This window comes from Streptomyces sp. NPDC039609 (assembly GCF_055596705.1).
This window is the reverse complement of sequence record NZ_JBVIUJ010000013.1, coordinates 36,739-58,369: the sequence shown is the minus strand read 5'-3', so window position 1 is coordinate 58,369 and position 21,631 is coordinate 36,739. Positions and strand designations below refer to the sequence as shown.

Below are 21,631 nucleotides of genomic sequence, written 5' to 3'. Positions count from 1 at the left end.
GCCGGAGACCGACGGTCAGAAGATGTCCGGGCACCAGGGCCGGCGGGAGGTCCGCAACAGGGCGTCCGCGCGGGCCGCTGCCCCCGGCGTGACCTCCTCGACCCGGCCGAGAGCGGCGAGCCGTACCACCGACTCGTCACCGAGCGACAGCGTGCCCAACTCGGCGATGTCGAGGGCGAGATCGGCCGAGGCGGTGGACGGCGCGCATGTGGCGCCCTCCGGGGAGGCGTCCAGACGGTAGCGGCCGCCCGCCAGACCGGCCGCGTCCCGCAGCTCGAGGACCAGACTGCCGGAGGCTCCGTACGTACGGCCCTCCAGGACCTTCGCCACATCCAGCACCCGGACCCAGAGCATGTCGGCCTGCGTGGTGATGTGGGCGGCCCGCGGGTCGGGCAGCAGCAGCGGGAGGAGGTCGTCGGGGGCGCGGTGGCCGGACTTGACCGTGGTGACCCAGTCGATCGAGCAGAGATAGCGCCACAGCGCCCGCTCGGCCGCCGGTGTGACGGCGATCAGGTCCTTGACCTTGGCCGTGTTGAGGGGCTGCTTGGCATCGCCCCAGGTGTCGTCGCAGGTGTAGGCGGCGAAGCCCTGGGGCTCACCGTCCTCGTCACGGAAGACGACGTAGAACGGCTCGGTCCAGGGAGAGTTGTGGAACGCGAGACCCGTCTCCACGTCCCAGCGCCGGCTGTCGCGCTCGACCATCCCGGCCCGGACGCCGGCCAGCCGGCGGTGCAGCCCGGGGCCGATCTTGCGGATCTCCTCGCCGTCGGCGAACTCGATCCGTCCACCGCCCTCGGGCCGCCCGGTGCGGCGCGGGTCGAGACCGGCGCGGCGGACGTCCACGGTCCACTCGGCCGTCCAGGTCGCCGGACCGAAGCCGTACCGGCCGTAGATCGGGTACTCGGCGGCGATGAGCGTGGCGACGGCGTCGCCCCGCTCCTTCGCGGCGGCGAGATCGACCGTCATCATCCGGCTGAGCAGCCCCTGCCGGCGATGCGTCGCGGAGACGGTGACACCGCTGACGGCGTCGGCGACGAGCGAGCCGCCGCCGACGGCGCTCAACTCCTGTGTGAACGAACGGAAGGTGGCGACCACGCGGCCGCCGTCGAAGACGCCGAGGACCCGGGAGAGATCGGAGTGCGGCAGCCGGTCGGCGACCTCCTCGTCCGTCACCACCGGCGGCCGGAGAAATCCGGTGTTGACGGCCCGGAGCCAGTCGGGGTACTCGGACTCGACGACAGGACGCGCCTCAAGGGTCATCCTCCGAGGCTATGCCGGTCCCACCGTCACCCGCACCCGGGTTTTCCGGCGGCCACGGCACGTGCGCCCCGGGGTTCCCGACGCCCACCACCGGACGCCTCCGCCCCGGGATCCCGGACGCCCACCACCGGACACCCGCATTCGGGATCCCCGACGACCACCACCGCACGCGCGCCCTCGGGATCACCGACGACCGCCACCGGACACCCGCACTCGGCGACCCCCGACAACCACCACCGCACGCCCGCCCTCGGGATCCCCGACGACCGCCACCGCACGCCCACACTCGGGATCCCCGACGACCACCACCGGACACCCGCCCTCGGCGACCGCGCACACACCGGGGATCTACCGACGGGCCCGTCCCGCGCCGCGGCCACCGTCCGCCCGCACCGCCTCAGATGAGCAGGTCGTCCACCTGCGCCTCGCCCTCGCGGTAGCGGCGGGCGATCTCCGCGCTGCAGTCGTCGGCCGTCCGCTGCAGCTGCTGCCGCTGCCGCGAGACCTGCTGCTCGTACCCCGCGAGCCGTCCCATCGCCGTGTGCAGCTCGTCGTCCGTCCGGGCGCCGAGGTCCGACAGCTCGACCTCCGAGAGCATCTCCGTCGCGAGCCGCCGGTACTCCTCGCTGCGGGGCGTCGACAGCGTCACATGCCGCGCCGAGGTCCGCAGCCGCGACGGCGCGTCCGCCAGGATCTCCGAGAGCCGGTCCAGGATCGGCGCCTCCGGATCCGTGCGCCGGGCCAGCTCGGCCCGCAGGATGTCGATCCGGCCCTGCAGCATCCGCCGTACATAGCTGAGATCGGCCTCGTCCCCCTGGGCGTCACGGCGCAGGGTGCGCAGCTCCGGCAGCCGTAGGGCGGTGAGATCGGGTGTCGGCTGTTCCGGCAGGGCGGGCTCGGCCCTCCGCTGCACGGGTGGTCGTACGGCCGCGCCGACCCGGGTCAGTTGTACGGGACCGGAAGGCGTCTGCCCGGCGCCAGGTGCACTCATGTGAATCGTCCCCTCGACCGGTGCGGAGCCGCACCGCCTGACACGCATGGTGCCACTCCCGCACGTGTGTGTGCAGGCGCTCTGCACCCGTTCAGCCCCAGATGCGTCGGTCTGTAGGTTGGTCCGTATGCGAGCAGTGGTACAGAGAGTCGACGGCGCGAGCGTCGTCGTCGCAGGGGAGACCGTCGGCGAGATCGTCGGCGAAGGACTGTGTGTGCTGGTGGGAGTCACCCATGAGGACACCCCGGAGAAGGCGGCCCAGCTCGCCAGAAAGCTGTGGTCCGTCCGGATGCTGGAGGGAGAGAAATCCTGTTCGGACGTGAATGCGCCCTTGTTGGTGATTTCTCAGTTCACCCTCTACGGGGACGCCCGCAAGGGCCGCCGGCCCACCTGGAATGCCGCGGCCCCCGGGCACGTCGCCGAGCCCCTCGTCGACGAGGTGGTGGCGCATCTGCGCGCACTGGGCGCGCGCGTGGAAACGGGCCGGTTCGGAGCGGCGATGCGCGTCTCGCTCACGAATCACGGCCCGTTCACGGTGCTCGTGGAGGTGTAGGGGGCTACGGCTCGACGACGGTCTCCTGCGCGGCGGCCGTGTCACCGGCCATCAGCTCCGCGTCCACCGGCACGTTCCGCTTCACCATCGCCAGCGCGATCGGCCCCAGCTCGTGGTGGCGGGCGGAAGTGGTGATGAAGCCGAGCTGCCGGCCCTCCCCGCCGTCCGCCGCGAGGCGGATCGGGGTGCCGTGGCCCGGCAGGTGGACCTCGCTGCCGTCCAGGTGCAGGAAGACCAGCCGCCGCGGCGGCTTCCCCAGGTTGTGGACACGGGCGACGGTCTCCTGCCCGCGGTAGCAGCCCTTCTGCAGATGCACCGCGCTGCCGATCCAGCCCAGCTCGTGCGGAATGGTCCGGTGGTCGGTCTCGAAGCCGAGCCGCGGCCGGTGCGCCTCGATCCGCAGCGCCTCGTACGCGAGGATGCCGGCCGCCGGCCCGTGGGAGGCCGCGAAGGACTCCAGTTCGGCGCGGGGCAGGAACACATCGCGGCCGTGCGCGGTCTCCTGTACGACCGCACCGTCCGGCACCTCGGCGATGGAGCCGGCCGGCAGGTGGACGACGGCGAACTCGCCCGTACGGTCGACCACCTCGACGCGGTAGAAGAACTTCATCGACTCCAGATAGGCGATGAGCTCGTCCTGGGTGCCGGGCTCGACATGCGCCCAGACCGTCTCGCCGTCGTCGACGAGGTAGAGGGCGTGCTCGATGTGGCCGTTGGCGGAGAGGATCAGCGCCTCGGTGGCCCGGCCCGCCGGCAGCTCGCTGACGTGCTGGGTGAGCAGCAGGTGGAGCCAGCTCAAGCGGTCGTCGCCGGTGACCGTGACGACACCGCGGTGCGAGAGATCGACGAAGCCGTCGCCCGCGGCGAGGGCGCGCTGCTCACGGAACAGATCCCCGTAGTGTGCGGCGACGCCTTCGTCACGGCCTTCGGCGGGGACGGCGCCGGGCAGGGACAGCAGAGGGCTCTTCATGGGGAAAAGCCTACGACTCGGCGGCGGCGTCCTTCTCGGCGCAGTCCTGACACCGGCCGAAGATCGCGAAATGCTTCATGTCCGTCTCGAAGCCGAAGGTCTCGCGCAGCTTCCGGGTGAACTCCGCCGCCACGTCGACGTCCGCCTCGATGACGTTCGTACAGTCCCGGCAGACCAGGTGCAGATGGTGATGGCGATCGGCGAGGTGGTAGGTCGGTGCCCCGTGCCCGAGATGGGCGTGGGAGACGAGCCCGAGCTCCTCCAGGAGCTCGAGGGTCCGGTACACGGTGGAGATGTTCACACCGGACGCGGTCTTGCGGACCTCACCGAGGATGTCGTCGGGGGTCGCGTGCTCCAGCGTGTCCACGGCCTCCAGGACAAGCTGGCGCTGGGGCGTCAGCCGATAGCCGCGCTGCCGCAGGTCGCTTTTCCAGTCGGTGCTCACCACGCCCCCAGTTTGGCATCCTCCTCCCTTGAACGGGGAGGTCCTTCTCAGGCCGCGTGCGGCCTAGTCGGTGGTTGACGCTTCACAGACCGGGTGTCCCCGAGGTCTCCACGTCCTGACACCGCCTGCCCGGCGGCGTGATCGATGTTGCGCCCCGCGTGGTGTCCGCGTTGGCCTCGAACCCGCAGTCAGGGTTCTTGCAGACGAAGCGGGCCTGGTTCTCCCGGCTTCCAGGGGTGATGAAGCCGCAGGCGGAGCAGCGTCGGGAGGTGTTCGGGGCGGGGACCCTGACCACGAGGCCGCCACGGTCGGCGGTCTTGTACTCCAGCATGGTCACGGTCCTGCCCCACGCTTGCTCGGTGATCGCCCGGTTCAGCCCGGCCTTCTGCCGGACATTCCGCCCGGGGGCTTCCGCAGTTCTTCTGGCGGACTTGACCATGCTGGTGATGGCCAGGTCCTCCACCCCGACGCGCGAGAACGTCTCGGCGATGTCGGTGGTGGTCTTGTGCTGCCAGTCGACCGCTCGGCGCTTGGCTGTCGCGCGGAGCCTGGCGATCTGGTCGTGCGTACGGGTGAGGCGACGCGAGCTCTTCTCACCGGGGTTACGGGCGCTGCGGCTGCGGTGCTTGGTCTTCTCCAGCCGGCGCAGTCGTTCAGCTTCGCCCCTGGTGAGCCAGGGACCGTGGTCACGGAACGTGCCGTCGGACAGGGCGAGGGCGCGGATGATGCCCCGGTCGATACCCACCGTCGGCCCGGCATGCGGCTCAGGTTCGGGTGCTTCGCTCTGGACGCGAAAGACGACGTGCCAGCCGTCGGCCTCCTTCACCAGCCGTGCCCCGGTCACCCGGTTCTCGCCGTCGGCATGCTTGCCTACCGGGAGATCCTTGGTCCATCGGAAGCGGACGTGCCCGATCTTGGGCACCCACATACGCCCCCACCGCCTGTTCATCCTGGCGATCTGGAGGTCACGGCCCTGCGGGATGTCGATGGCCATGCGGGAGCGGAAGCGGCCCTTGAAATTCGGGGCCTGGGCGCGGCCACCCCAGCAGTTCTTCCACGCCTGGAAGTACGTCTTCAGCACGGCCTGCGCCGCCTGCGCCGGCAGGACGCCGAGCCATGGAAGATCCTTGCGACCCTGTCGAATCGCCTCGTCGGCGGCGGCCAGGGTCCGGCGCTCCTTGGGAAGCATCGTCCACCAGTCATGAACAAGATTCCACACGGCGCGGGCCGCATGACCCTGCTCCTCAGCCGCCATTGCCTGGGCGGGGGTGAGCGAGAGCCGGCCCTTGTGACCACGCTGTCGCTTCAACACCCTCCCGAATCCCGCCCACTGACCCATGCCGATGAGGCAACAGCCGAGAAACACCCCGATCACCGACAAACTCGAAGATATACGGTCACCTTAGACACGGGGGCTGAATGACAGGGATTCCTCCCATACTGGCCGCAATTCGCACGTTCACGCGAATTCCTGTCGCCAGTTGCGACGTGAAGTGATCACCGCTACTCCCTGGCCCGCCGTAAGTCCTAAATGTTGAAACACTGCCGAAAGATAGCGTGCGCCGTGCGCACGAATTCGAGACGGAGCGTAATGCTCCGCGCCTCATCTGACCGAGCCTGGGACAATGGTGCAGGTCTTGAGATGGCCAGTGCCCCCGCCTCAAGGCGGGGGCACTGGCCAGAATCATCGGTAGAAGGGCCCAACGGAGTGGACCTCAGGAACCTCCCGGCCGGGCCAGGAGAGCACGTCACTTGAAGAAGGCGATGCCGTCGTCCGGCATGTCGGGGAGGTTGCGCGCCATCTCGGCGACCTCTTCCGGCGTGACGACCTTCTTCAGGTGCGCCGACATGTACGGGCGGAGCGGCACCTCGGGGGTGGCCTTCTCGCCCACCCACATCAGGTCGCCCTTGACGTAGCCGTAGAGCCGCTTGCCGCCGCTGTACGGGCCGGAGGCCGCGGTGCGGGCCACGGCGTCCGTCACCAGGTCGATCTGCGGCTTCTTGTCGGCGAGCTCGCCGTACCAGATCTCCACGATGCCCTGGTCGCGGACCATGACGGTCTCGACCTTGCGGTCCTTGTCGATCCGCCAGTAGCCGCTCTCGCTCTCCAGCGGGCGGACCTGGTTGCCGTCGTTGTCCAGGACCCAGGAGTGCGAGTGGTACTCGAGGAAGTCACGGCCGTCGTGGCTGAACGTCACGGACTGGCCGAAGTTGCACTTCTCGGCGCCGGGGAAGTCGGCCACGCCGGCGCCTTCCCACGTTCCGAGGAGGAACGCGAGCGGGACGAGGTCCGGGTTGAGGTCGGACGGGATCTCGATCATGAGCAGCTCTGTCGATCTGTAGAGGTGATTACCGCTGGCCCTGGTACAGCTTCTTCACGGCCAGACCGGTGAACGCGAGCACGGCGACACAGACCAGGGCCAGGAGGACTTCGAAGAAGATGATCACAGGTGCTCCTCGAATGAGCGGTGAAGGCAGAACGGGCCGGACCCCAGCTTAGTCTGCGGGGGACCGGCCCTCTCTGTGAGGTGGGTCTAGCGCGATCAGCCCAGGAGCTGGTTCTGGAGGGTGACGGTCTGCTGGAACGGGACCTCCGCGGCCTTCCCCTTGCGGGTGTGCGTGACCAGCGCCAGTGTGTCGCCCGCCTGGATGTAGGCCCAACGGGTCTGATCGGCGTTCTGCGGCGCTTCGACGAAGGTGTAGAGAGCGGTGTACGACACGTGGACCGCGCTCGCGAACTCGGTCTCCATCTTGATGCCCTCGACCCCGAGGAGGGGGCTGTCGACCGAGCCGGCCCGTACGGCGTCGTCCTTGAACGCCTCCGCGAAGGCCACCGAGTTGAACTGGAGCAGGTGAATCCGGGTCGTCGTGCCGTCGGGCATGGTCCAGCCGCGGGCCGCGATATGCCGCAGCGCGGACTCGGTCAGCGCTTCCCTCAGCTCGGCGCGGTCTTCCTCGCGGTACGTGGACAGGTACTGGTCCACGGTGGCCCAGCCGCCGTTCAGCTTCGGGTCCTGGGTGGCGCCCGCCGGGGCCGGCAGCAGGAGTTTGCGCAGGTCGGCGTGGTGGATCTCGCCCGCGTTGCCCACGGTGAAGGGGCGCGGGGCGTCGGCCGGGAGGGCCGGAAGGCTGAGCTTCGGGTACTCCCATCGGCCGTCGCTCTCGGTCGCGAGACCCGGCACCTCGTGGCGCTCCATGGAGGCGATCCCGAACGCGGTCCCGGCCCCGAGCCCACCGCACACGAGCACGGCGGCGGTCCAGCGGGCGACGGCCCACAGAACGCGACGCGAAGGCTTACGGACGCGCGGGGCCTGCTGGTCCTGCCCGACCGGCTGGACCTCGGGCCCAGCGACCGGAACGGGCTGGGCCGACGGGGCATCCGCGGCGACGGACGCCTCGGGCTCGACCGCGGTCTCGACCTGCGCCTCCGGGGCGACGGACGCCTCCGGCTCGACCGGGGTCTCCTCGGCGTCCGGCGCCTCCGGGGCGACCGGGGTCTCCGGGGCGACCGGCGCCTCCGGGGCGACCGGGGTCTCCCGGGCGGCCGGCGCCTCCGGCTCGACCGCGGACGCGTCCGGCTCGGACTTCACGTCCGTCTCCGGCTTCGTCTCCGTCTGCTCGGTCATACGTACTCCCCCGGGGACTTGATGTGGTCGAGCTGCTTCTTCACCAGCTCCGCCACCGCGGACCTGTCGAACGGCTTGGACCCATCGGCGGCGACCGTGACGAGCACGTCGGCGTCGTACGCCATGCAGACCATCCCGTCCATCTGCACGGCCTGCTCCTCCTTGTCCAGCCCCTTCTCCTCTGGGTACATGAAGCAGGCGGAGTTCTTGTGCCCGTCGATCTTCGGCCCCTTGGGGAACTTCAGAAGGTCGGCCGAAAGCTTTCTCCGGAGCTCGTAGGCCCCACGGATCGCCTTCTTGTCCTTCATCCGCGTGATGTGCACCGTGAACGCGGTGCCCTGATCCGGCCAGGCGTAGGAGCGGAAGGCGATCCCCTGAATGCCCAGGCGGTCGACCTCCTTCTCGAATTCACGGCGCTTCTTGCCGGAGAGACCCTTGCCCTCCTCCTTCAGGAGCGCCGCGGCCTCCTTCCCGCTCAGCTCGCCGTCGTTGCCGTACCCCTCGATGTCGGGGCCGAGTTCGTACCCGTCCGGGACCGGCAGCAGCATCTTGCTGAGTGGCGTCGACGCCTTGCCGCGGACGGCGTCGAGCGCCGGGTCCTTCTGCGCCTTCGACGTGTCCTGCTCCCACACCACCGTCGGCGCGGAGCGGTCCGCGTCGCGGACCGTAACGCTGGTGTACGCGACGCCACCGCCGACCGCTCCGAGGACGAGCACGGCGGGCAGCACGATCGTCAGGAGCTTGCGCCCCCGACCGGACCTGCCCCGCGCCTCCGGCGGGTCGACGGGAACGGTCGCGGCGAACACGTCGTCCGGGTCGATCACGGTGTTCTGGTGCTCGCTCACAGGCGCCCCAACTGTCGCTCGGCTACCGAGGCGATCTCCTTCTTCGAGATCTTCTTGGTGTCGAAAATGAAGATCTCGACCGCGATGTCACCGCGGTACAGATATGCCCTGGCCTCATAGAGGTCCAGGTAGCCGGCCTCCTTCTCCACCGGGAACACGTAGTAGTGGCCGTTGGCCGAGCCCTTGACCGGATCGCCCGTGTTCTGGGCGTACTTCTCCTCGGGCATGTAGTCCATCTGGCCCTCTGCGTACTCCTGAGCGCCGAGAACATCGCTGGGGCGGTACTGGACGAGCCGGATCTCGGTGGTCTTGTACTCGCCCGTCCGCCACGACGTGGTCGCGACGCGCCGGATCCTGTTGTCCAGCTGGAAGCCCAGCGCCCAGCCGGGTTCCTCGAACCCCAATGCGAACTCGGCCGGGTCCATCCAGCCGTCCTCGTCGTGGAAGTCCGTCTTCTTCGCACCCGCCGGCTTCGGCAGCAGCAGCTTGCGCAGATCGCCGTCCGTCTTGACCTTGCGGTCCTCGGCGGCCGTGAGCGGTACCGGCTTCTGGTCCCTCGGGAGCGGCTTCGGGTAGGCGAGGTCCAACTGGCTGAGAGCGGGCAGCGGCGTCGGCTCCCGCTCGGCCTGGATGCCGTACCCCACCGCCGTACCGCCGACGATGCCGAGGACGGCGGCGACGGCGATCAGCGCGATGGTCCGGCCGATCCGACGACGGCGCGGCGGCTCGACGTCGGAGGCCGACACCGCGTCCGAGGCCGACACCGGGACCGGCTCGGCGTCCGGGGCCGACGGCTCGTCCGCGTCCGGGTCCCCGACCGGGGGCGCGGCCGGGGCCGGAGGCGCGTCCGCGAGCGGCGTCGGTGCCGGCTCCGGTGCTGTTCCGGCGTTTTCCGTTGATTCTGTGGCTTCCAAAAGGGGGTCCCCCCACGAGACCTGAAGCGCAGATTCCGTAACCCGCGCACCCAACTGACCCCCGACGGGTGCATGGGGTTGCAGTGGTCCGCATTACAGTTCGGTATATGGCGAAGAAGCTCGTGATCAAGGTGACCGCCGGGGCCGACGCCCCCGAACGCTGCTCCCAGGCCTTCACCGTGGCCGCGGTGGCCGTGGCGAGCGGTGTCGAGGTCTCGCTCTGGCTGACGGGCGAGTCGTCGTGGTTCGCGCTCCCGGGGCGCGCGGCCGAGTTCGAGCTGCCGCACGCCGCGCCGCTGCCGGACCTGATCGACTCGATCCTGGCGGCCGGGCGGATCACGCTCTGCACGCAGTGCGCGGCTCGCCGCGAGATCACGGAGAAGGACGTCCTGGAGGGCGTACGGATCGCCGGCGCGCAGGTCTTCGTCCAGGAGGCCATGGCGGACGGCACGCAGGCGCTCGTCTACTGAGTCGGGCCCCCGGAATCACGGCCTGGCAGGCGCCACGCGCTCACCGGTCGTCGTGGCGCTTCTTGCCGTCGAGCTCGTCCCACCACTCGTCGGACTGCGGGTCCCCGGACGGGTCGTCCCACCAGCGGTCCTCGGGCCCCCGCCGATTCGCGACCATCGCGGCGATCGGCGGGATGATCATGGCGACCACGCACATCCCGATGGCGACCGGCATCGAGAACAGCCGCACGACGGCCCACGCCCCGACGAAGAGCACCACACAGATGCCCATCATCCAGAAGTAGGTGTGGCGCCGCCGCGCGTACATACCTTCAGATTACGACCGGACGTCGGCCCCTGACAGCTCGGCCGGAGCCGCACCGCCGTCCCGCTCGCGCACGGGGGCGGGAGCCGCCTCCGCCGCGGCGGCGTCCTTCAGGCCGGAGCCCTTCGCCGTCTTCCGCCCCAGCCAGACCAGCAGCAGGGCGAGCGTGCCGGCGAGCGCGGGCCAGTAGAAGTACCGGAAGTCACCGGCGGGCACCGTCGGCAGGTAGCCGGCGATGTACACGGCCGAGCTGATCCCGAGGACACGGACCGGCATCGCGTACTGCCCGCGGCCCGGCCGGAAGGTCAGCGTGAGGGCGACGACCAGCCAGAACCAGCCCGCGAAGAGCATCGGGAGGTCCTTGCCCATGCCCAGGACGTAGTACTTGAGGATCTTCGTGCGCCGCTCGTCCGGCTCCCCGATCCCGGGCGCGTTCGCGATGGTTCCGTCCTGGTACGTGTACCGGCCCTGGAACAGCACCTTCGAGAAGACCTGGAGGCGGTACTCGGCGTACTCGGGCAGATGGCCCGGGATCTCGCTGATCCACATGTCGGTCAGCTCGTCCGCGTGCCGGCCCAGCTCGGTCAGGCCCAGCGAGGTGTCGCGCGGGTAGCAGCGCCAGTACGCGTCGGACAGGTTGCGCTCGGGCTTGCACCGCTCGGTCGTGGTGACCATGGCCTGCTGGAAGTCCGGCGTCGTCGCCGCCTTTCCGGCCGCCGCCCGCACCTCCTCGACGGTCAGGACGTGGACCAGGTCGTCGAGCAGGATCTGCGAGAACTGGCGGGTTTCCAGCGGCTTCGCGACGGCCGAGACGACTCCGCTCGACACGGCGGCGGCGGCGATCAGGGCTCCGGCCGAGATCAGCCACTTGCGCCGGCCGGGCGTGGGCCACAGGGAGCGTACGAGCAGGTAGAAGACCGGGATGCCGGCCAGCAGGGCGTTCTTGCGGGCCAGGATCGCGTAGGCGATGAGGATCGCGCCGAGGGCCAGCAGCACCCAGCGCGTGACGGTGCGTTCGGCCGGCAGATCACGGGCGACGAAGGCGATCGCGCAGGCGGCGAGGAGGGCGAACGCCATCTGGACGTCCTTCCACACCACACCGGTGAAGGTGATGATGTGCGGGGCCAGTCCGATGGCGAGGATCGCGAGGGAGCCGACTCGGCTGCCGGTGCGCGCCCAGACCCGCCAGGCGATGACCCACAGCGCCGCCCACAGGACGGCGGACTGGAGGGCGGCCATGGCGCCGGGGCTGCCGGTCACGTCGATGAGCGCCCGCCACAGCAGGGCCATCACGGGCGGGTGCCAGTCCGTCACGGGTGCCTTGCCCAGCGCCTGCTGGAGCTGGTCGACACTGTCGAGACTCAGGTAGCCGGGGGAGAACAGCATGGCCGTGCCCCAGCCGCAGAACGCGGCGATGGCGGCGAGACCCCAGGGCCAGAGCGGACGATCCGACAGATTTGACCACATCCGTGAGATCGGTCGCACGGGTCGCTCAGGTGTCATGAGGCCGGAGCCTAACAGCACAGCGTCAACACGCCGCACGCACCGAACACCCATCGGGTGAACACGGAAGAGGCGCCGTGACCCGGCTCCACCAGGCCCTTCGAGACTTACGCCGCCTGGAACACATAGCGCCGGTAGACGACGAACCGGACCAGCGTGGCCACGGCCCAGCCGAAGAGCCGGGTGATGTTGTCGGTCAGCGCCGAGTCGAATCCCAGCGCCCGCGACAGATAGACCGGGGCGGCCGTGATCACGATCCCGGCGAGGTTCACGAGGACGAACACGACGACCTCGCGCGACGACGTCTCCGAACGCTGGTCGCGGTAGGTCCAGTGGCGGTTGCCTATCCAGCCGACCACCATCGCCGCGGCCGTGGCGACCACCGATGCGAGGACCGGCATGGACGCCATGGGCCCGTCGCCCACCCCGGGAAGGCCGAAGACGAGCAGGTTGAAGCCGCCGGCGTCCACGACGAAGGCGACGGCCCCGACGACCCCGAACTTGGCGACTTCCCGCCACAGACCGCGGATGACGTCACGCAGGCGGAGGCGGAGGGACAGTTGATCGGACATGAAAAAGAGACTAGCCGCAGGGTATTCTCACGTGACTCCACCCATGACCACTCGTGGTCTCTGGATGCCCCCCAACGCCTCGTGGGGATTCCACAAGTCTAAAGGATCAACAGATGAGACCCACGATCGCCTGCGTCGTCCCCTGCTACAACGAGGAGGCGGCCATCGGCAAGGTGGTCCGTGATCTCCGGGCAGCGCTGCCCGAGGCCGAGATATACGTCTACGACAACGCCTCGACCGACCGCACGGTGGAAGTCGCCCTCGAGGCCGGCGCGATCGTCCGGCACGAGAAGCGCAAGGGCAAGGGCAACGTCATCCGTCGCGCCTTCGCCGACGTCGACGCGGACGCGCTGCTCATCATCGACGGCGACGACACCTACGACGCGTCGCGCGCCCGCGATCTGGTCGACCTGCTCTTCGAGGGCCCCTACGACCACGTCGTCGGCGCCCGTCGCGAGACGGTCGAGGGTGCGTACCGTCCGGGTCACGCGGTCGGCAACAAGATGCTGACGGGCGCCGTCCGTACGCTCTTCGGCAATGACGTCACCGACATGCTGAGCGGCTACCGCGTCTTCTCGCGCCGCTACATCAAGTCGTTCCCGGCCCTGTCGCACGAGTTCGAGACCGAGACCGAGATGACGGTCCACGCGCTGAACCTGCGGCTCCCCACGGCGGAACTGCCCGTCGACTTCAAGGACCGCCCGGCCGGCAGCGAGAGCAAGCTGCGCACCTACCGGGACGGCTGGCGCATCCTCAAGATGATCCTCGGCCTGGCCCGCCGTCAGCGTCCCTCGCTCTTCCACAGCGTGCTCGCCGGTCTGCTCGCCCTGGTCTCCCTGGGCCTCGGCACGCCGGTCATCGTCGACTACATCAACACGGGCGAGGTGCCGCGCTTCCCCACGGCCATCCTCGCCGCGGCGATCATGACCATCGCGGTACTCGTGCTGCTGGTGGGCTACATCCTCGAGTCGTTCATGCACCTGCGCCAGGAGCAGTCCCGCCTCGCCCACCTCGCGTACCCGGCGCCGAGCCGCTCCCCCAAGGGCCTCGACCTGGACAAGACGCCGCGTGAGCAGGCGGACACGCTGGCCCGCTCGTAGTTCTCCGTGACATACGGAACAGCCCCCGCCGGGTACGCCCGGCGGGGGCTGTTCCGTTCGGCACGAAGGGCCGCACCTGATTGTTCGGTGGCGTCCAACCCCCGGTAGGTGCGGCCCTTCGGCCTGTTCGGTGTCGCGGCGTCACACCGCGATGGCGACCTCCGCGAGACCACCCTGCTGCGCCACGACCTGGCGGTCGGCGGTGCCGCCGGGAACCAGGGCGCGAACGGTCCAGGTGCCCTCGGCCGCGTAGAAGCGGAACTGGCCGGTGGCGGAGGTCGGGACCTCCGCGGTGAACTCGCCGGTCGAGTCCAGGAGGCGGACGTAACCGGTGACGGGCTGGCCGTCCTTGGTCACGAAGCCCTGGATGGTGGTCTCACCGGGCTTGATCGTCGAGGCGTCGGGGCCGCCGGGCTGCGCACCACACATGTCTTCTGTCCTTACGGTCGGGGAGGTCCGGGGAGGGGTCCGGAGACTTACTTGTTGGCGCCGAGCTCGATCGGCACACCGACGAGGGAGCCGTACTCGGTCCACGAGCCGTCGTAGTTCTTGACGTTCTCGACACCGAGCAGCTCGTGCAGCACGAACCAGGTCAGCGCGGAACGCTCACCGATACGGCAGTAGGCGATGGTGTCCTTCGCCAGGTCGACCTGCTCGTCCTCGTAGAGGGCCTTGAGCTCGTCATCCGACTTGAAGGTGCCGTCGTCGTTGGCGTTCTTCGACCACGGGATGTTGCGGGCGCTCGGCACGTGGCCGGGGCGCTGCGACTGCTCCTGCGGGAGGTGGGCCGGGGCGAGCAGCTTGCCGGAGAACTCGTCGGGCGACCGCACGTCGACCAGGTTCTGGGCGCCGATCGCGGACACGACGTCGTCGCGGAAGGCGCGGATCGAGGTGTCCTGGGCCTTGGCCTTGTAGTCGGTGGCCGGGCGGGCCGGCACCTCGGCGACGAGGTCGCGGGAGTCGAGCTCCCACTTCTTGCGGCCGCCGTCGAGGAGCTTGACGTCCTGGTGACCGTAGAGCTTGAAGTACCAGTAGGCGTAGGAGGCGAACCAGTTGTTGTTGCCGCCGTAGAGGACGACCGTGGTGTCGTTCGCGATGCCCTTGGCCGAGAGGAGCTTCTCGAAGCCCTCCTGGTCGATGAAGTCGCGGCGGACCGGGTCCTGCAGGTCCTTGGTCCAGTCGATCCGGATCGCGTTGCGGATGTGGTTCTTCTCGTACGCCGAGGTGTCCTCGTCGACCTCGACGATCGCGACCTGCGGGTTGTCGAGGTTCGCCTCGACCCAGTCGGCGTCTACCAGGACGTCGCTGCGGCTCATGCTGTTTCTCCTCCGGGGCAGTGTTCGGCGGTGTGGCGCAAGGTGGTGCGGGTACGCGTCATCGCGTGTACGAGATCGCGCACGGCTACACGGGGTGGCCCCGACGGTTCGTCGAAGGGCCTGAGGAATACGGGAATCGGGCGTCCCGCTCAGACGGAGCGACAGAGCATGGCGGCGACGCGGCACAGGTCTACTGCCCGCCGCTTCGTGAGTTCCGCCTGTCGCTTCATGCCCACGATCGTAGGGACGGACAGGCGGCCGTGTCACCGGTGTGTCGTATTTTGAGACGCGATCGTCCGAGATGCGAGACGTGATCACGTGGAAACGGGTCGCGGCCCCGGTCCGGACCGGGCTGTCCCGGTTCTGCTTCTACGGATCGGACGGGACCGTCTCACCATGTGGAGAAGGGGCATTCGAGGGGGCGGATCAGCCCGCCAGCACGACGTCCTTGCCGGTCACGGCGACGGCCAGGCCGTCCTCGCGGGCCTCGACCTTCTCCAGCTTCATGCCCGCCGGCAGTCCGCCGATCTCCCGGTCGAAGTCGGTGCGCTTGCGGACGAGGCCCTCCAGGCCGGGAATGCCGGCACCGGGCACCTTGTCGGCCCGTACCCGGATCGTGTCCCCGTCGACCAGCGTCACCGTCGAGACGACGCTCTTGGTGACCGTACGGCCCAGGATCTCGACCCCGCCCGTGACCTTCAGCTTGCCGTTGCCGCCGTAGGCGACCTTCACCTCACGCTCGGAGGCCGCCGCGAGGTCCTCGTACGAGATCAGCGCGGTCCCGCTGACGGTGCCCGCGCGGGCGCTCGTGTAGTCGCCGTTCAGCGTCACGTCGTGGAAGGCGGCGGACAACTCGCCGATCCGGATCTTCCGGCCGCCGGCCGTGGCCTCGACGCCGGTCAGCTTCACGTCGACCTCGTCGAGACGCTGGTCCATGACCTGGGTCAGGAACGGGAAGCCCTTGATGTCGACGTCGGTCGACCCGGAGCGGGCCGGGCCGAGCCGGACCCGGTCGGCGGCCTCCGACTCCGCGTAATTGACCGCGAGGCGGTCGATCCCGACGAAGATCCCGCCGAGCACGACGGCCACGATCAGCAGTACGCGCAGTGCTCGCACGAGCTGTCCCCCCAAGAAAGTCTCCGGCCCCCCGACACGAAGATCGACGTGTCGGAGGGCCGGATGGTTCCCGCGGGCTCGTGAGAAGCGCTACGCAAGCGCGCGGCCCAGCAGATAGACGGCGGGCGCGGCGGCCGTCAGCGGCAGGGCGACCCCCGCGGTCATATGGACGAAGCGGGACGGGTAGTCGTAGCTCGCGGCCCGCAGCCCGACCAGCGCGCACACCCCGGCGCCCACGCCGAGCAGCGCCCCGAAGGCGCCCAGGCCGGTGAACCCGCCGGCCGCGATCCCGGCGCCCGCGGCGGCGAGGAGCGCAACGACGACGGAGGCCGCTCCCGGCAGCGGGAGTGCCCGGGCGAGGACGGCGGCGGCGACCGCGACCCCGCCGACGACCACCGCGTCGGGGGCGGCACCGAGGTGCCCGGTGGCCACGATGGTCAGTGCGGCCGAGGCGACGGTCGCCATCAGGCCGTACATGCGCTCGTCGGGGTCGGCGTGGCTGCGCAGCTGGAGGACGAGGGTGAGCAGCACCCAGACCCCGAGGGTGCCCATGATCGCGGCGGGGGCGTGCTCCCGGCCGACGGCGAGCAGCGCGACATCGGCGGTCAGACCGCCGGCGAAGGCGAGGGCGATGCCCTGCCGGGCCGGCCACATGCCGTTGAGCCGGAACCAGCCGGCGGCGGTGACGGCCTGGAGCAGGACGAGCGGCACGAGCAGCGCGTACGGCCCGACGGCCGCGCCGGCGGCGAGCAGGAGGCCGAGGACGGCGGTGAGGGCGGCCGACTGCATCCCCGGCTCGATGATCGGCGAACGGCCCTCGGCCCTGGCGCGCTGGGCGTCGGTGATCCGCGCGTTGCCACCGGTGGTGGGGGTGGAGTACTCGGGCGCGGCGGCGGCGGGCGCGGCGGCCGGATCCGCGTGGGCGACCGGCGTCTCGGGCGGCAGCGTGTGTGCGGCGGGCCGCGGAGGCAGGTACGTGTCCGCGGCGACGGGCTGGACCACCGGCTGGTACTGGGTGTCCCAGGTCTGGCCCTCCCACGTCTGCGTGACGTGGGGGTCCTGGTACTGGTGTCCGTGCTGCTGCTGACCGTACGGCGTGCCTTGCTGGTCGTACTGCTGACCCTGCTGCCCGTACGGCGTGCCTTGCTGCCCGTACGGCCGGCCCTGCTGCTGCCCGTACTGCTGCTGGCCCGCGTACGGGTCGTAGCCCGGGTCGTACGGCTGCTGCTGATCGCTGCTCATGCTGTGCGGTTCACCCTCCTGCGAACGGCGGGAGCACCTCGACCGTGCCGCCCTCGGCAAGCCGTACCGTCTCATGGGCACGGGTCCCGACGGGGTCACCGTCGACGAGGAACGAACACCGCTGGAGTACCCGGACGAGCTCGCCCGGGTGCTTCTCGCGGGCCGTCTCCAGCGCCTCGGCCAGGGTCCCGGCGGTGTACGGCTCCTCGGCGACACCGGCGGCGGCCTTGGCCGCGGCCCAGTAGCGGATAGTTCCCGCTGCCATAGCGGCGCTCCCTTCGTTCGTGTGCGCGCCGCTGTCCATGATGGGCTATCGGCGGGTGAGCCAGTCCCCCAGTCGGCCGAGCAGCTCCTCGTCCGCCGCGTTCTCGGCGTGTCCCATGCCACGCTCCAGCCACAGCTCGCACCCGCCGGCCTCCGCCAGCATCCGCGGGTGGTCGACGGGGAAGTACGGGTCGCGGTCGCCGTGCACGATCAGCAGCGGGGTCGGGGCGATCATCGGGACCGCTTCCACGGGCGACAGCGGTACGGGATCCCAGTCACGGTTGTCGATCCGGGTGCCGAACCCGTAGCGGCCGACCAGCCGGCCCATCGGGCGGGTGATCACCCAGTGGACCCGTCGCATCGGGGGCGTACCCCGGTAGTACCACCGGGCGGGCGCGCTGACGGCGGCGACCGCGTCGCTGTGCCCGCCGGTGTCCCGCTCCAGGGCGGCGTGGCGCAGGACGATCGAGCCGCCCATGGAGAAGCCGACGGTCACCACGCGCGCGTGGCCGCGCTCCCGGGCCCAGCGCACCGCGGCCGCGAGATCGAGGACCTCCCGGTCGCCGACCGTGGAGCGACCACCCGAACGGCCGTGCCCCCGGAAGGAGAACGTGACGACCGCCGCGTGCCCGGCCAGCGCCTTGGCCGCACGGCGGACGGCGGGCCGGTCGGCCGACCCGGTGAAGCCGTGGGCCAGGACGACGGCCGTATCGGTGACACCCCGCGTATACGGTTCGTAAACAGCCTCGATACGGACACCGTCATCGGTGAGCAAAGTGGCACGCTGGGAGCCGGATGTGGTCCAGGAAACATCCACGATGTGAAATCGGCCCTCAGCCTCGGAAGTCATGTGGGCTATTCTGCTTGCCAGAGGATCCGGGCAACGCAGCCCCCGGGTCCTTTTGTGTTTACCGACCGTTGTTACGACCGGATGAACAAAAGCTCTCAGGGCGCGAGAGCCAGCAGTGATGCGTACGAAGCAGTGCCGTAGTCCTCGCAGGGACCGAGGAGGAACCGACGTCATGGACGAGCGAACGAAGCACGACCGGCAAGGCACAGAGGCATGGGGGCACCCCCTGCCTGAGCGAAGCCGAGAGCTTGGGGGAGGGACCCGATGAGCTCACTGCTGCTCCTCACCAACGCACTCCAGCCGTCGACCGAGGTGCTTCCCGCACTCGGCCTGCTCCTGCACAACGTGCGGGTGGCTCCCGCCGAAGGCCCCGCCCTTGTGGACACCCCCGGGGCGGACGTCATCCTGATCGACGGACGGCGCGACCTCCCGCAGGTGCGCAGCCTCTGTCAGCTGCTCCGCTCCACCGGGCCCGGCTGCCCGCTGATCCTCGTCGTCACGGAAGGCGGCCTCGCGGCCGTCACCGCCGACTGGGGCATCGACGACGTCCTCCTGGACACCGCGGGACCGGCCGAGGTCGAGGCCCGGCTGCGGCTCGCGATGGGCCGCCAGCAGATCGTCTCCGACGACTCCCCGATGGAGATCCGCAACGGCGACCTCTCGGTGGACGAGGCGACGTACAGCGCCAAGCTCAAGGGCCGGGTCCTGGACCTGACCTTCAAGGAGTTCGAACTCCTGAAGTACCTCGCGCAGCACCCGGGCCGGGTCTTCACCCGCGCCCAGCTCCTCCAGGAGGTATGGGGGTACGACTACTTCGGCGGCACCCGAACGGTGGATGTCCACGTACGGCGTCTGCGGGCCAAGCTCGGCCCCGAGCACGAGTCGCTGATCGGCACCGTCCGCAACGTCGGCTACCGCTTCGTCACCCCGGAAAAGGTGGAGCGTGCGGCCGAGGAGGCACGGGCGAAGGAGGAGGCCCGGGTCAAGGGCGCCGCGCGTGATGTCACCCCGGCGGAGGACCGGAACGTGGCGGAAGCCACAGTGCGACCTGCCGGTAGGTAGGTCACCCCGCGTAGACTGCCGCGCGTGGCCAAGGTGACGCGGGATGACGTAGCGCGACTGGCGGGTACTTCGACCGCGGTCGTGAGTTACGTCATCAACAACGGACCCCGGCCGGTTGCCCCGGCCACGCGCGAGCGTGTCCTCGCCGCCATCAAGGAGCTGGGCTACCGGCCCGACCGGGTGGCCCAGGCGATGGCGTCCCGCCGCACGGACCTCATAGGCATGATCGTCCCGGACGCGCGGCAGCCGTTCTTCGCGGAGATGGCGCACGCCGTCGAACAGGCCGCCGCCGAGCGCGGGAAGATGGTCCTGGTCGGCAATTCGGACTACCGCGACGAGCGCGAGGTGCACTACCTGCGCGCCTTCCTCGGGATGCGGGTCTCCGGACTGATCCTGGTCAGCCAGGGCATGAGCGAGCGGGCCGCGAGCGAGATCGAGGCCTGGGACGCCCGGGTCGTGCTGCTGCACGAGCGGCCCGAGGCGCTGGACGACGTCGCCGTCGTCACCGACGACATCGGCGGCGCCCAGCTCGCGACCCGTCACCTCCTGGAGCACGGGCACCCGTACGTGGCCTGCCTCGGCGGCATCCCGAACACCCCGGCGGTCGGCGACCCGGTCGCGGACCACGAGGAGGGCTGGCGGCGGGCCATGCTGGAGGCCGGCCGCTCGATCGAGGGCCGGCTCTTCGAGGCTCCGTACAACCGCTACGACGCCTACCAGGTCGCCCTGAAGATCCTTTCCGGCCCGGACAGGCCGCCGGCCATCTTCTGCTCCACCGACGACCAGGCCTTCGGTGTGCTGCGCGCCGCGCGCGAGCTGCGCATCGACGTGCCGACGGAGCTGGCGGTAGCGGGCTTCGACGACGTGAAGGAGGCGGCCCTCACGGATCCGCCGCTCACGACGATCTCCTCCGACCGCCCGGCGATGGCCCGGGCCGCGGTGGATCTGGTCCTGGACGACTCGCTGCGGGTGGCCGGTTCGAAGCGCGAGCGGGTGAAGCAGTTCCCCTCCGCCCTGATCGTCCGCCGCTCCTGCGGCTGCCACGGCTGATCCCCCCTCCCCCGGACCGCTCGCCTTTATATGGGGCATACGGGGTTCTGTCGGGCTTCTCAGGCCGCCCTCAGGAAGCTCTCATGAACGGCTCCGAGAGTCTTCTCCATGACGGACTACCAGCAGCCGCAGCAGCCGTACTACCCACCGCAGCCCCCGCGGCCCCCGTACGACCCGACGCAGCCGGTCACGACGGAGCCGGGCACCACGATCTGGCCGGCCGGCGGCCATGTGCCGCCCCCGGTCGGACCTCCCGCCGCCGGTCCCGCCCACGCCGCCCCCGAGCCGCGCCGCCGTGCCAAGCGGGGCGTCGGGCTCCTCGCGGCCGTGGCGATCGCCGCGGCCGCCGTCGGTGGCGGCACCGCGACGCTGGTCCAGCAGCTCACCGCGGACGACACCGCCCGGGCGTCCGGCGTGAGCGGGACGAACGTCTCCGCGAGCAGCAAGGGCACGGTCGCCGGCGTCGCCGAGGCCGTCTCCCCGTCGATCGTGGAGATCTCCGCGACCTCCACGTCCGGCAAGTCCACCGGCTCCGGCGTGATCATCACCGGTGACGGCGAGATCGTCACCAACAACCACGTCATCTCCGGCGCCTCCGAGATCAGCGTGCAGCTGTCCAACGGCAAGTCGTACGCGGCCAAGGTCGTCGGCACGGACCCCGACAAGGATCTGGCACTGATCAAACTGGAGGGCGCGTCCGGGCTGAAGGCGGCCACGCTCGGCGACTCCGACGACGTCAAGGTCGGTGACCAGGTCGTGGCGATCGGCTCCCCCGAGGGTCTGACCGGCACGGTCACCAGCGGAATCGTCTCCGCGCTCGACCGCGATGTGACCGTGGCCAAGGACGAGGGCCGGGACCAGCAGCAGCAACAGCAGTACGACCCGCGGCAGGGCTGGCCCTTCGAGTTCGGCGGTCAGCAGTTCAATGGCGACACCGGCTCGTCGAAGACGACGTACAAGGCCATCCAGACCGATGCCTCGCTCAACCCGGGGAATTCCGGCGGCGCGCTGATCAATATGAACGGCGAGATCATCGGGATCAATTCGGCCATGTATTCGCCGAGTGCGTCGAGCGGTTCTTCGGCCGGCAGCGTCGGCCTCGGATTCGCCATCCCGGTGAACACTCTCAAGGCCGACCTGGACAACCTCCGGTCCGGCGACGGCACCTGAACGCGTGC

General features: G+C 70.1%; 24 protein-coding genes and 1 pseudogene. 6 read left to right on the top strand and 19 right to left on the bottom strand.

All coding sequences use genetic code 11. The features are described 5' to 3' along the window. Positions 1-15 precede the first annotated feature (15 nt). The gene (locus tag ACZ561_RS31880) at positions 16-1,260 is read right to left on the bottom strand and encodes a GNAT family N-acetyltransferase (protein WP_471001639.1); all 1,245 of its coding nucleotides are present in this window, start codon (positions 1,258-1,260) and stop codon (positions 16-18) included. A 397-nt stretch (positions 1,261-1,657) separates the two neighbouring features. Beyond that, positions 1,658-2,251, bottom strand: coding sequence for an RsiG family protein (locus ACZ561_RS31875; protein WP_471001636.1), 594 nt, complete (start codon positions 2,249-2,251; stop codon positions 1,658-1,660). A 127-nt stretch (positions 2,252-2,378) separates the two neighbouring features. Between ACZ561_RS31875 and dtd the strand changes: the two genes are divergently transcribed. Then, positions 2,379-2,804: a D-aminoacyl-tRNA deacylase gene (dtd, locus tag ACZ561_RS31870; protein WP_471001633.1), complete on the top strand. Its 426-nt coding sequence runs from the start codon at positions 2,379-2,381 to the stop codon at positions 2,802-2,804. 4 nt (positions 2,805-2,808) lie between these two features. Here dtd and ygfZ read toward each other — a convergent pair whose 3' ends face one another. The 7 genes and pseudogenes from ygfZ to ACZ561_RS31835 form a co-directional block, all read right to left on the bottom strand. Continuing rightward, positions 2,809-3,774 (bottom strand): CAF17-like 4Fe-4S cluster assembly/insertion protein YgfZ, encoded by a 966-nt coding sequence (gene ygfZ, locus ACZ561_RS31865; RefSeq protein ID WP_471001630.1) that lies wholly within the window; start codon positions 3,772-3,774, stop codon positions 2,809-2,811. A gap of 10 nt (positions 3,775-3,784) precedes the next feature. Continuing rightward, positions 3,785-4,222, bottom strand: a complete 438-nt coding sequence (locus tag ACZ561_RS31860) for a Fur family transcriptional regulator (protein ID WP_471001627.1) — start codon at positions 4,220-4,222, stop codon at positions 3,785-3,787. A gap of 44 nt (positions 4,223-4,266) precedes the next feature. Then, a pseudogene (locus tag ACZ561_RS31855) lies at positions 4,267-5,474 on the bottom strand (RNA-guided endonuclease InsQ/TnpB family protein). 493 nt (positions 5,475-5,967) lie between these two features. Next, positions 5,968-6,540: a heme-binding beta-barrel domain-containing protein gene (locus tag ACZ561_RS31850; RefSeq protein ID WP_329117972.1), complete on the bottom strand. Its 573-nt coding sequence runs from the start codon at positions 6,538-6,540 to the stop codon at positions 5,968-5,970. A 222-nt stretch (positions 6,541-6,762) separates the two neighbouring features. Further along, complete coding sequence (locus tag ACZ561_RS31845) at positions 6,763-7,845, bottom strand: hypothetical protein (RefSeq protein ID WP_471001623.1); 1,083 nt, start codon at positions 7,843-7,845, stop codon at positions 6,763-6,765. After that, positions 7,842-8,690 (bottom strand): hypothetical protein, encoded by an 849-nt coding sequence (locus ACZ561_RS31840; RefSeq protein ID WP_471001620.1) that lies wholly within the window; start codon positions 8,688-8,690, stop codon positions 7,842-7,844. Before ACZ561_RS31840 ends, ACZ561_RS31845 begins: the two co-directional genes overlap by 4 nt. Then, positions 8,687-9,604 carry a hypothetical protein gene (locus tag ACZ561_RS31835; RefSeq protein WP_471001617.1) on the bottom strand — a complete coding sequence of 306 codons (918 nt, stop codon included), beginning with the start codon at positions 9,602-9,604 and terminating at the stop codon, positions 8,687-8,689. Before ACZ561_RS31835 ends, ACZ561_RS31840 begins: the two co-directional genes overlap by 4 nt. Before the next feature lie 107 nt (positions 9,605-9,711). On the opposite strand from ACZ561_RS31835, the gene ACZ561_RS31830 reads away from it, so the two are divergent. Continuing rightward, complete coding sequence (locus ACZ561_RS31830) at positions 9,712-10,074, top strand: DsrE family protein (protein WP_345278900.1); 363 nt, start codon at positions 9,712-9,714, stop codon at positions 10,072-10,074. Positions 10,075-10,114: 40 nt separating this feature from the next. Here ACZ561_RS31830 and ACZ561_RS31825 read toward each other — a convergent pair whose 3' ends face one another. The 3 genes from ACZ561_RS31825 to ACZ561_RS31815 all read right to left on the bottom strand — a co-directional run bounded on the left by ACZ561_RS31825 (position 10,115) and on the right by ACZ561_RS31815 (position 12,453). Beyond that, positions 10,115-10,381 carry a DUF3099 domain-containing protein gene (locus tag ACZ561_RS31825; protein WP_376433126.1) on the bottom strand — a complete coding sequence of 89 codons (267 nt, stop codon included), beginning with the start codon at positions 10,379-10,381 and terminating at the stop codon, positions 10,115-10,117. A gap of 9 nt (positions 10,382-10,390) precedes the next feature. Further along, positions 10,391-11,845 (bottom strand): hypothetical protein, encoded by a 1,455-nt coding sequence (locus ACZ561_RS31820; RefSeq protein ID WP_471001612.1) that lies wholly within the window; start codon positions 11,843-11,845, stop codon positions 10,391-10,393. Positions 11,846-11,988: 143 nt separating this feature from the next. After that, positions 11,989-12,453, bottom strand: a complete 465-nt coding sequence (locus ACZ561_RS31815) for a GtrA family protein (protein WP_376433122.1) — start codon at positions 12,451-12,453, stop codon at positions 11,989-11,991. A 113-nt stretch (positions 12,454-12,566) separates the two neighbouring features. On the opposite strand from ACZ561_RS31815, the gene ACZ561_RS31810 reads away from it, so the two are divergent. Next, positions 12,567-13,553: a glycosyltransferase gene (locus ACZ561_RS31810; RefSeq protein WP_471001609.1), complete on the top strand. Its 987-nt coding sequence runs from the start codon at positions 12,567-12,569 to the stop codon at positions 13,551-13,553. 141 nt (positions 13,554-13,694) lie between these two features. On the opposite strand, the gene ACZ561_RS31805 is transcribed toward ACZ561_RS31810, so the two are convergent. The 7 genes from ACZ561_RS31805 to ACZ561_RS31775 all read right to left on the bottom strand — a co-directional run bounded on the left by ACZ561_RS31805 (position 13,695) and on the right by ACZ561_RS31775 (position 18,341). Continuing rightward, on the bottom strand, positions 13,695-13,982 hold the full coding sequence (locus tag ACZ561_RS31805) for a DUF1416 domain-containing protein (protein WP_073819964.1): 288 nt from the start codon (positions 13,980-13,982) through the stop codon (positions 13,695-13,697). Positions 13,983-14,029: 47 nt separating this feature from the next. Further along, entirely contained in the window at positions 14,030-14,869 is an 840-nt protein-coding gene (locus tag ACZ561_RS31800) for a sulfurtransferase (protein ID WP_471001606.1), read from the bottom strand. 149 nt (positions 14,870-15,018) lie between these two features. Further along, positions 15,019-15,099: an Ms5788A family Cys-rich leader peptide gene (locus ACZ561_RS31795; protein ID WP_352021666.1), complete on the bottom strand. Its 81-nt coding sequence runs from the start codon at positions 15,097-15,099 to the stop codon at positions 15,019-15,021. Positions 15,100-15,295: 196 nt separating this feature from the next. Continuing rightward, on the bottom strand, positions 15,296-15,985 hold the full coding sequence (locus ACZ561_RS31790) for an LmeA family phospholipid-binding protein (protein WP_471001603.1): 690 nt from the start codon (positions 15,983-15,985) through the stop codon (positions 15,296-15,298). A gap of 90 nt (positions 15,986-16,075) precedes the next feature. Next, complete coding sequence (locus ACZ561_RS31785; protein ID WP_471001600.1) at positions 16,076-17,227, bottom strand: hypothetical protein; 1,152 nt, start codon at positions 17,225-17,227, stop codon at positions 16,076-16,078. Positions 17,228-17,237: 10 nt separating this feature from the next. Continuing rightward, positions 17,238-17,492 carry a MoaD/ThiS family protein gene (locus tag ACZ561_RS31780; RefSeq protein ID WP_329117999.1) on the bottom strand — a complete coding sequence of 85 codons (255 nt, stop codon included), beginning with the start codon at positions 17,490-17,492 and terminating at the stop codon, positions 17,238-17,240. A 45-nt stretch (positions 17,493-17,537) separates the two neighbouring features. Next, positions 17,538-18,341 carry an alpha/beta hydrolase gene (locus ACZ561_RS31775; protein ID WP_471001597.1) on the bottom strand — a complete coding sequence of 268 codons (804 nt, stop codon included), beginning with the start codon at positions 18,339-18,341 and terminating at the stop codon, positions 17,538-17,540. Positions 18,342-18,605: 264 nt separating this feature from the next. Between ACZ561_RS31775 and ACZ561_RS31770 the strand changes: the two genes are divergently transcribed. From ACZ561_RS31770 to ACZ561_RS31760, 3 genes are all read left to right on the top strand, one after another. Next, entirely contained in the window at positions 18,606-19,403 is a 798-nt protein-coding gene (locus ACZ561_RS31770) for a response regulator transcription factor (protein ID WP_376430370.1), read from the top strand. Between the two features lie 24 nt (positions 19,404-19,427). After that, entirely contained in the window at positions 19,428-20,453 is a 1,026-nt protein-coding gene (locus ACZ561_RS31765; RefSeq protein WP_376430372.1) for a LacI family DNA-binding transcriptional regulator, read from the top strand. Positions 20,454-20,561: 108 nt separating this feature from the next. After that, positions 20,562-21,623 (top strand): S1C family serine protease, encoded by a 1,062-nt coding sequence (locus ACZ561_RS31760; RefSeq protein ID WP_471001593.1) that lies wholly within the window; start codon positions 20,562-20,564, stop codon positions 21,621-21,623. Positions 21,624-21,631: the final 8 nt, after the last annotated feature.

Bases quoted from the DNA above. Each gene is read 5' to 3' on its own strand.
- ACZ561_RS31880 (WP_471001639.1), bottom strand. From the start codon at position 1,260: ATGACCCTTGAGGCGCGTCCTGTCGTCGAGTCCGAGTACCCCGACTGG.
- ACZ561_RS31875 (WP_471001636.1), bottom strand. From the start codon at position 2,251: ATGAGTGCACCTGGCGCCGGGCAGACGCCTTCCGGTCCCGTACAACTG.
- dtd (WP_471001633.1), top strand. From the start codon at position 2,379: ATGCGAGCAGTGGTACAGAGAGTCGACGGCGCGAGCGTCGTCGTCGCA.
- ygfZ (WP_471001630.1), bottom strand. From the start codon at position 3,774: ATGAAGAGCCCTCTGCTGTCCCTGCCCGGCGCCGTCCCCGCCGAAGGC.
- ACZ561_RS31850 (WP_329117972.1), bottom strand. From the start codon at position 6,540: ATGATCGAGATCCCGTCCGACCTCAACCCGGACCTCGTCCCGCTCGCG.
- ACZ561_RS31845 (WP_471001623.1), bottom strand. From the start codon at position 7,845: ATGACCGAGCAGACGGAGACGAAGCCGGAGACGGACGTGAAGTCCGAG.
- ACZ561_RS31830 (WP_345278900.1), top strand. From the start codon at position 9,712: ATGGCGAAGAAGCTCGTGATCAAGGTGACCGCCGGGGCCGACGCCCCC.
- ACZ561_RS31825 (WP_376433126.1), bottom strand. From the start codon at position 10,381: ATGTACGCGCGGCGGCGCCACACCTACTTCTGGATGATGGGCATCTGT.
- ACZ561_RS31820 (WP_471001612.1), bottom strand. From the start codon at position 11,845: ATGTGGTCAAATCTGTCGGATCGTCCGCTCTGGCCCTGGGGTCTCGCC.
- ACZ561_RS31815 (WP_376433122.1), bottom strand. From the start codon at position 12,453: ATGTCCGATCAACTGTCCCTCCGCCTCCGCCTGCGTGACGTCATCCGC.
- ACZ561_RS31810 (WP_471001609.1), top strand. From the start codon at position 12,567: ATGAGACCCACGATCGCCTGCGTCGTCCCCTGCTACAACGAGGAGGCG.
- ACZ561_RS31805 (WP_073819964.1), bottom strand. From the start codon at position 13,982: ATGTGTGGTGCGCAGCCCGGCGGCCCCGACGCCTCGACGATCAAGCCC.
- ACZ561_RS31800 (WP_471001606.1), bottom strand. From the start codon at position 14,869: ATGAGCCGCAGCGACGTCCTGGTAGACGCCGACTGGGTCGAGGCGAAC.
- ACZ561_RS31795 (WP_352021666.1), bottom strand. From the start codon at position 15,099: ATGAAGCGACAGGCGGAACTCACGAAGCGGCGGGCAGTAGACCTGTGC.
- ACZ561_RS31785 (WP_471001600.1), bottom strand. From the start codon at position 17,227: ATGAGCAGCGATCAGCAGCAGCCGTACGACCCGGGCTACGACCCGTAC.
- ACZ561_RS31780 (WP_329117999.1), bottom strand. From the start codon at position 17,492: ATGGCAGCGGGAACTATCCGCTACTGGGCCGCGGCCAAGGCCGCCGCC.
- ACZ561_RS31775 (WP_471001597.1), bottom strand. From the start codon at position 18,341: ATGACTTCCGAGGCTGAGGGCCGATTTCACATCGTGGATGTTTCCTGG.
- ACZ561_RS31770 (WP_376430370.1), top strand. From the start codon at position 18,606: ATGAGCTCACTGCTGCTCCTCACCAACGCACTCCAGCCGTCGACCGAG.
- ACZ561_RS31760 (WP_471001593.1), top strand. From the start codon at position 20,562: ATGACGGACTACCAGCAGCCGCAGCAGCCGTACTACCCACCGCAGCCC.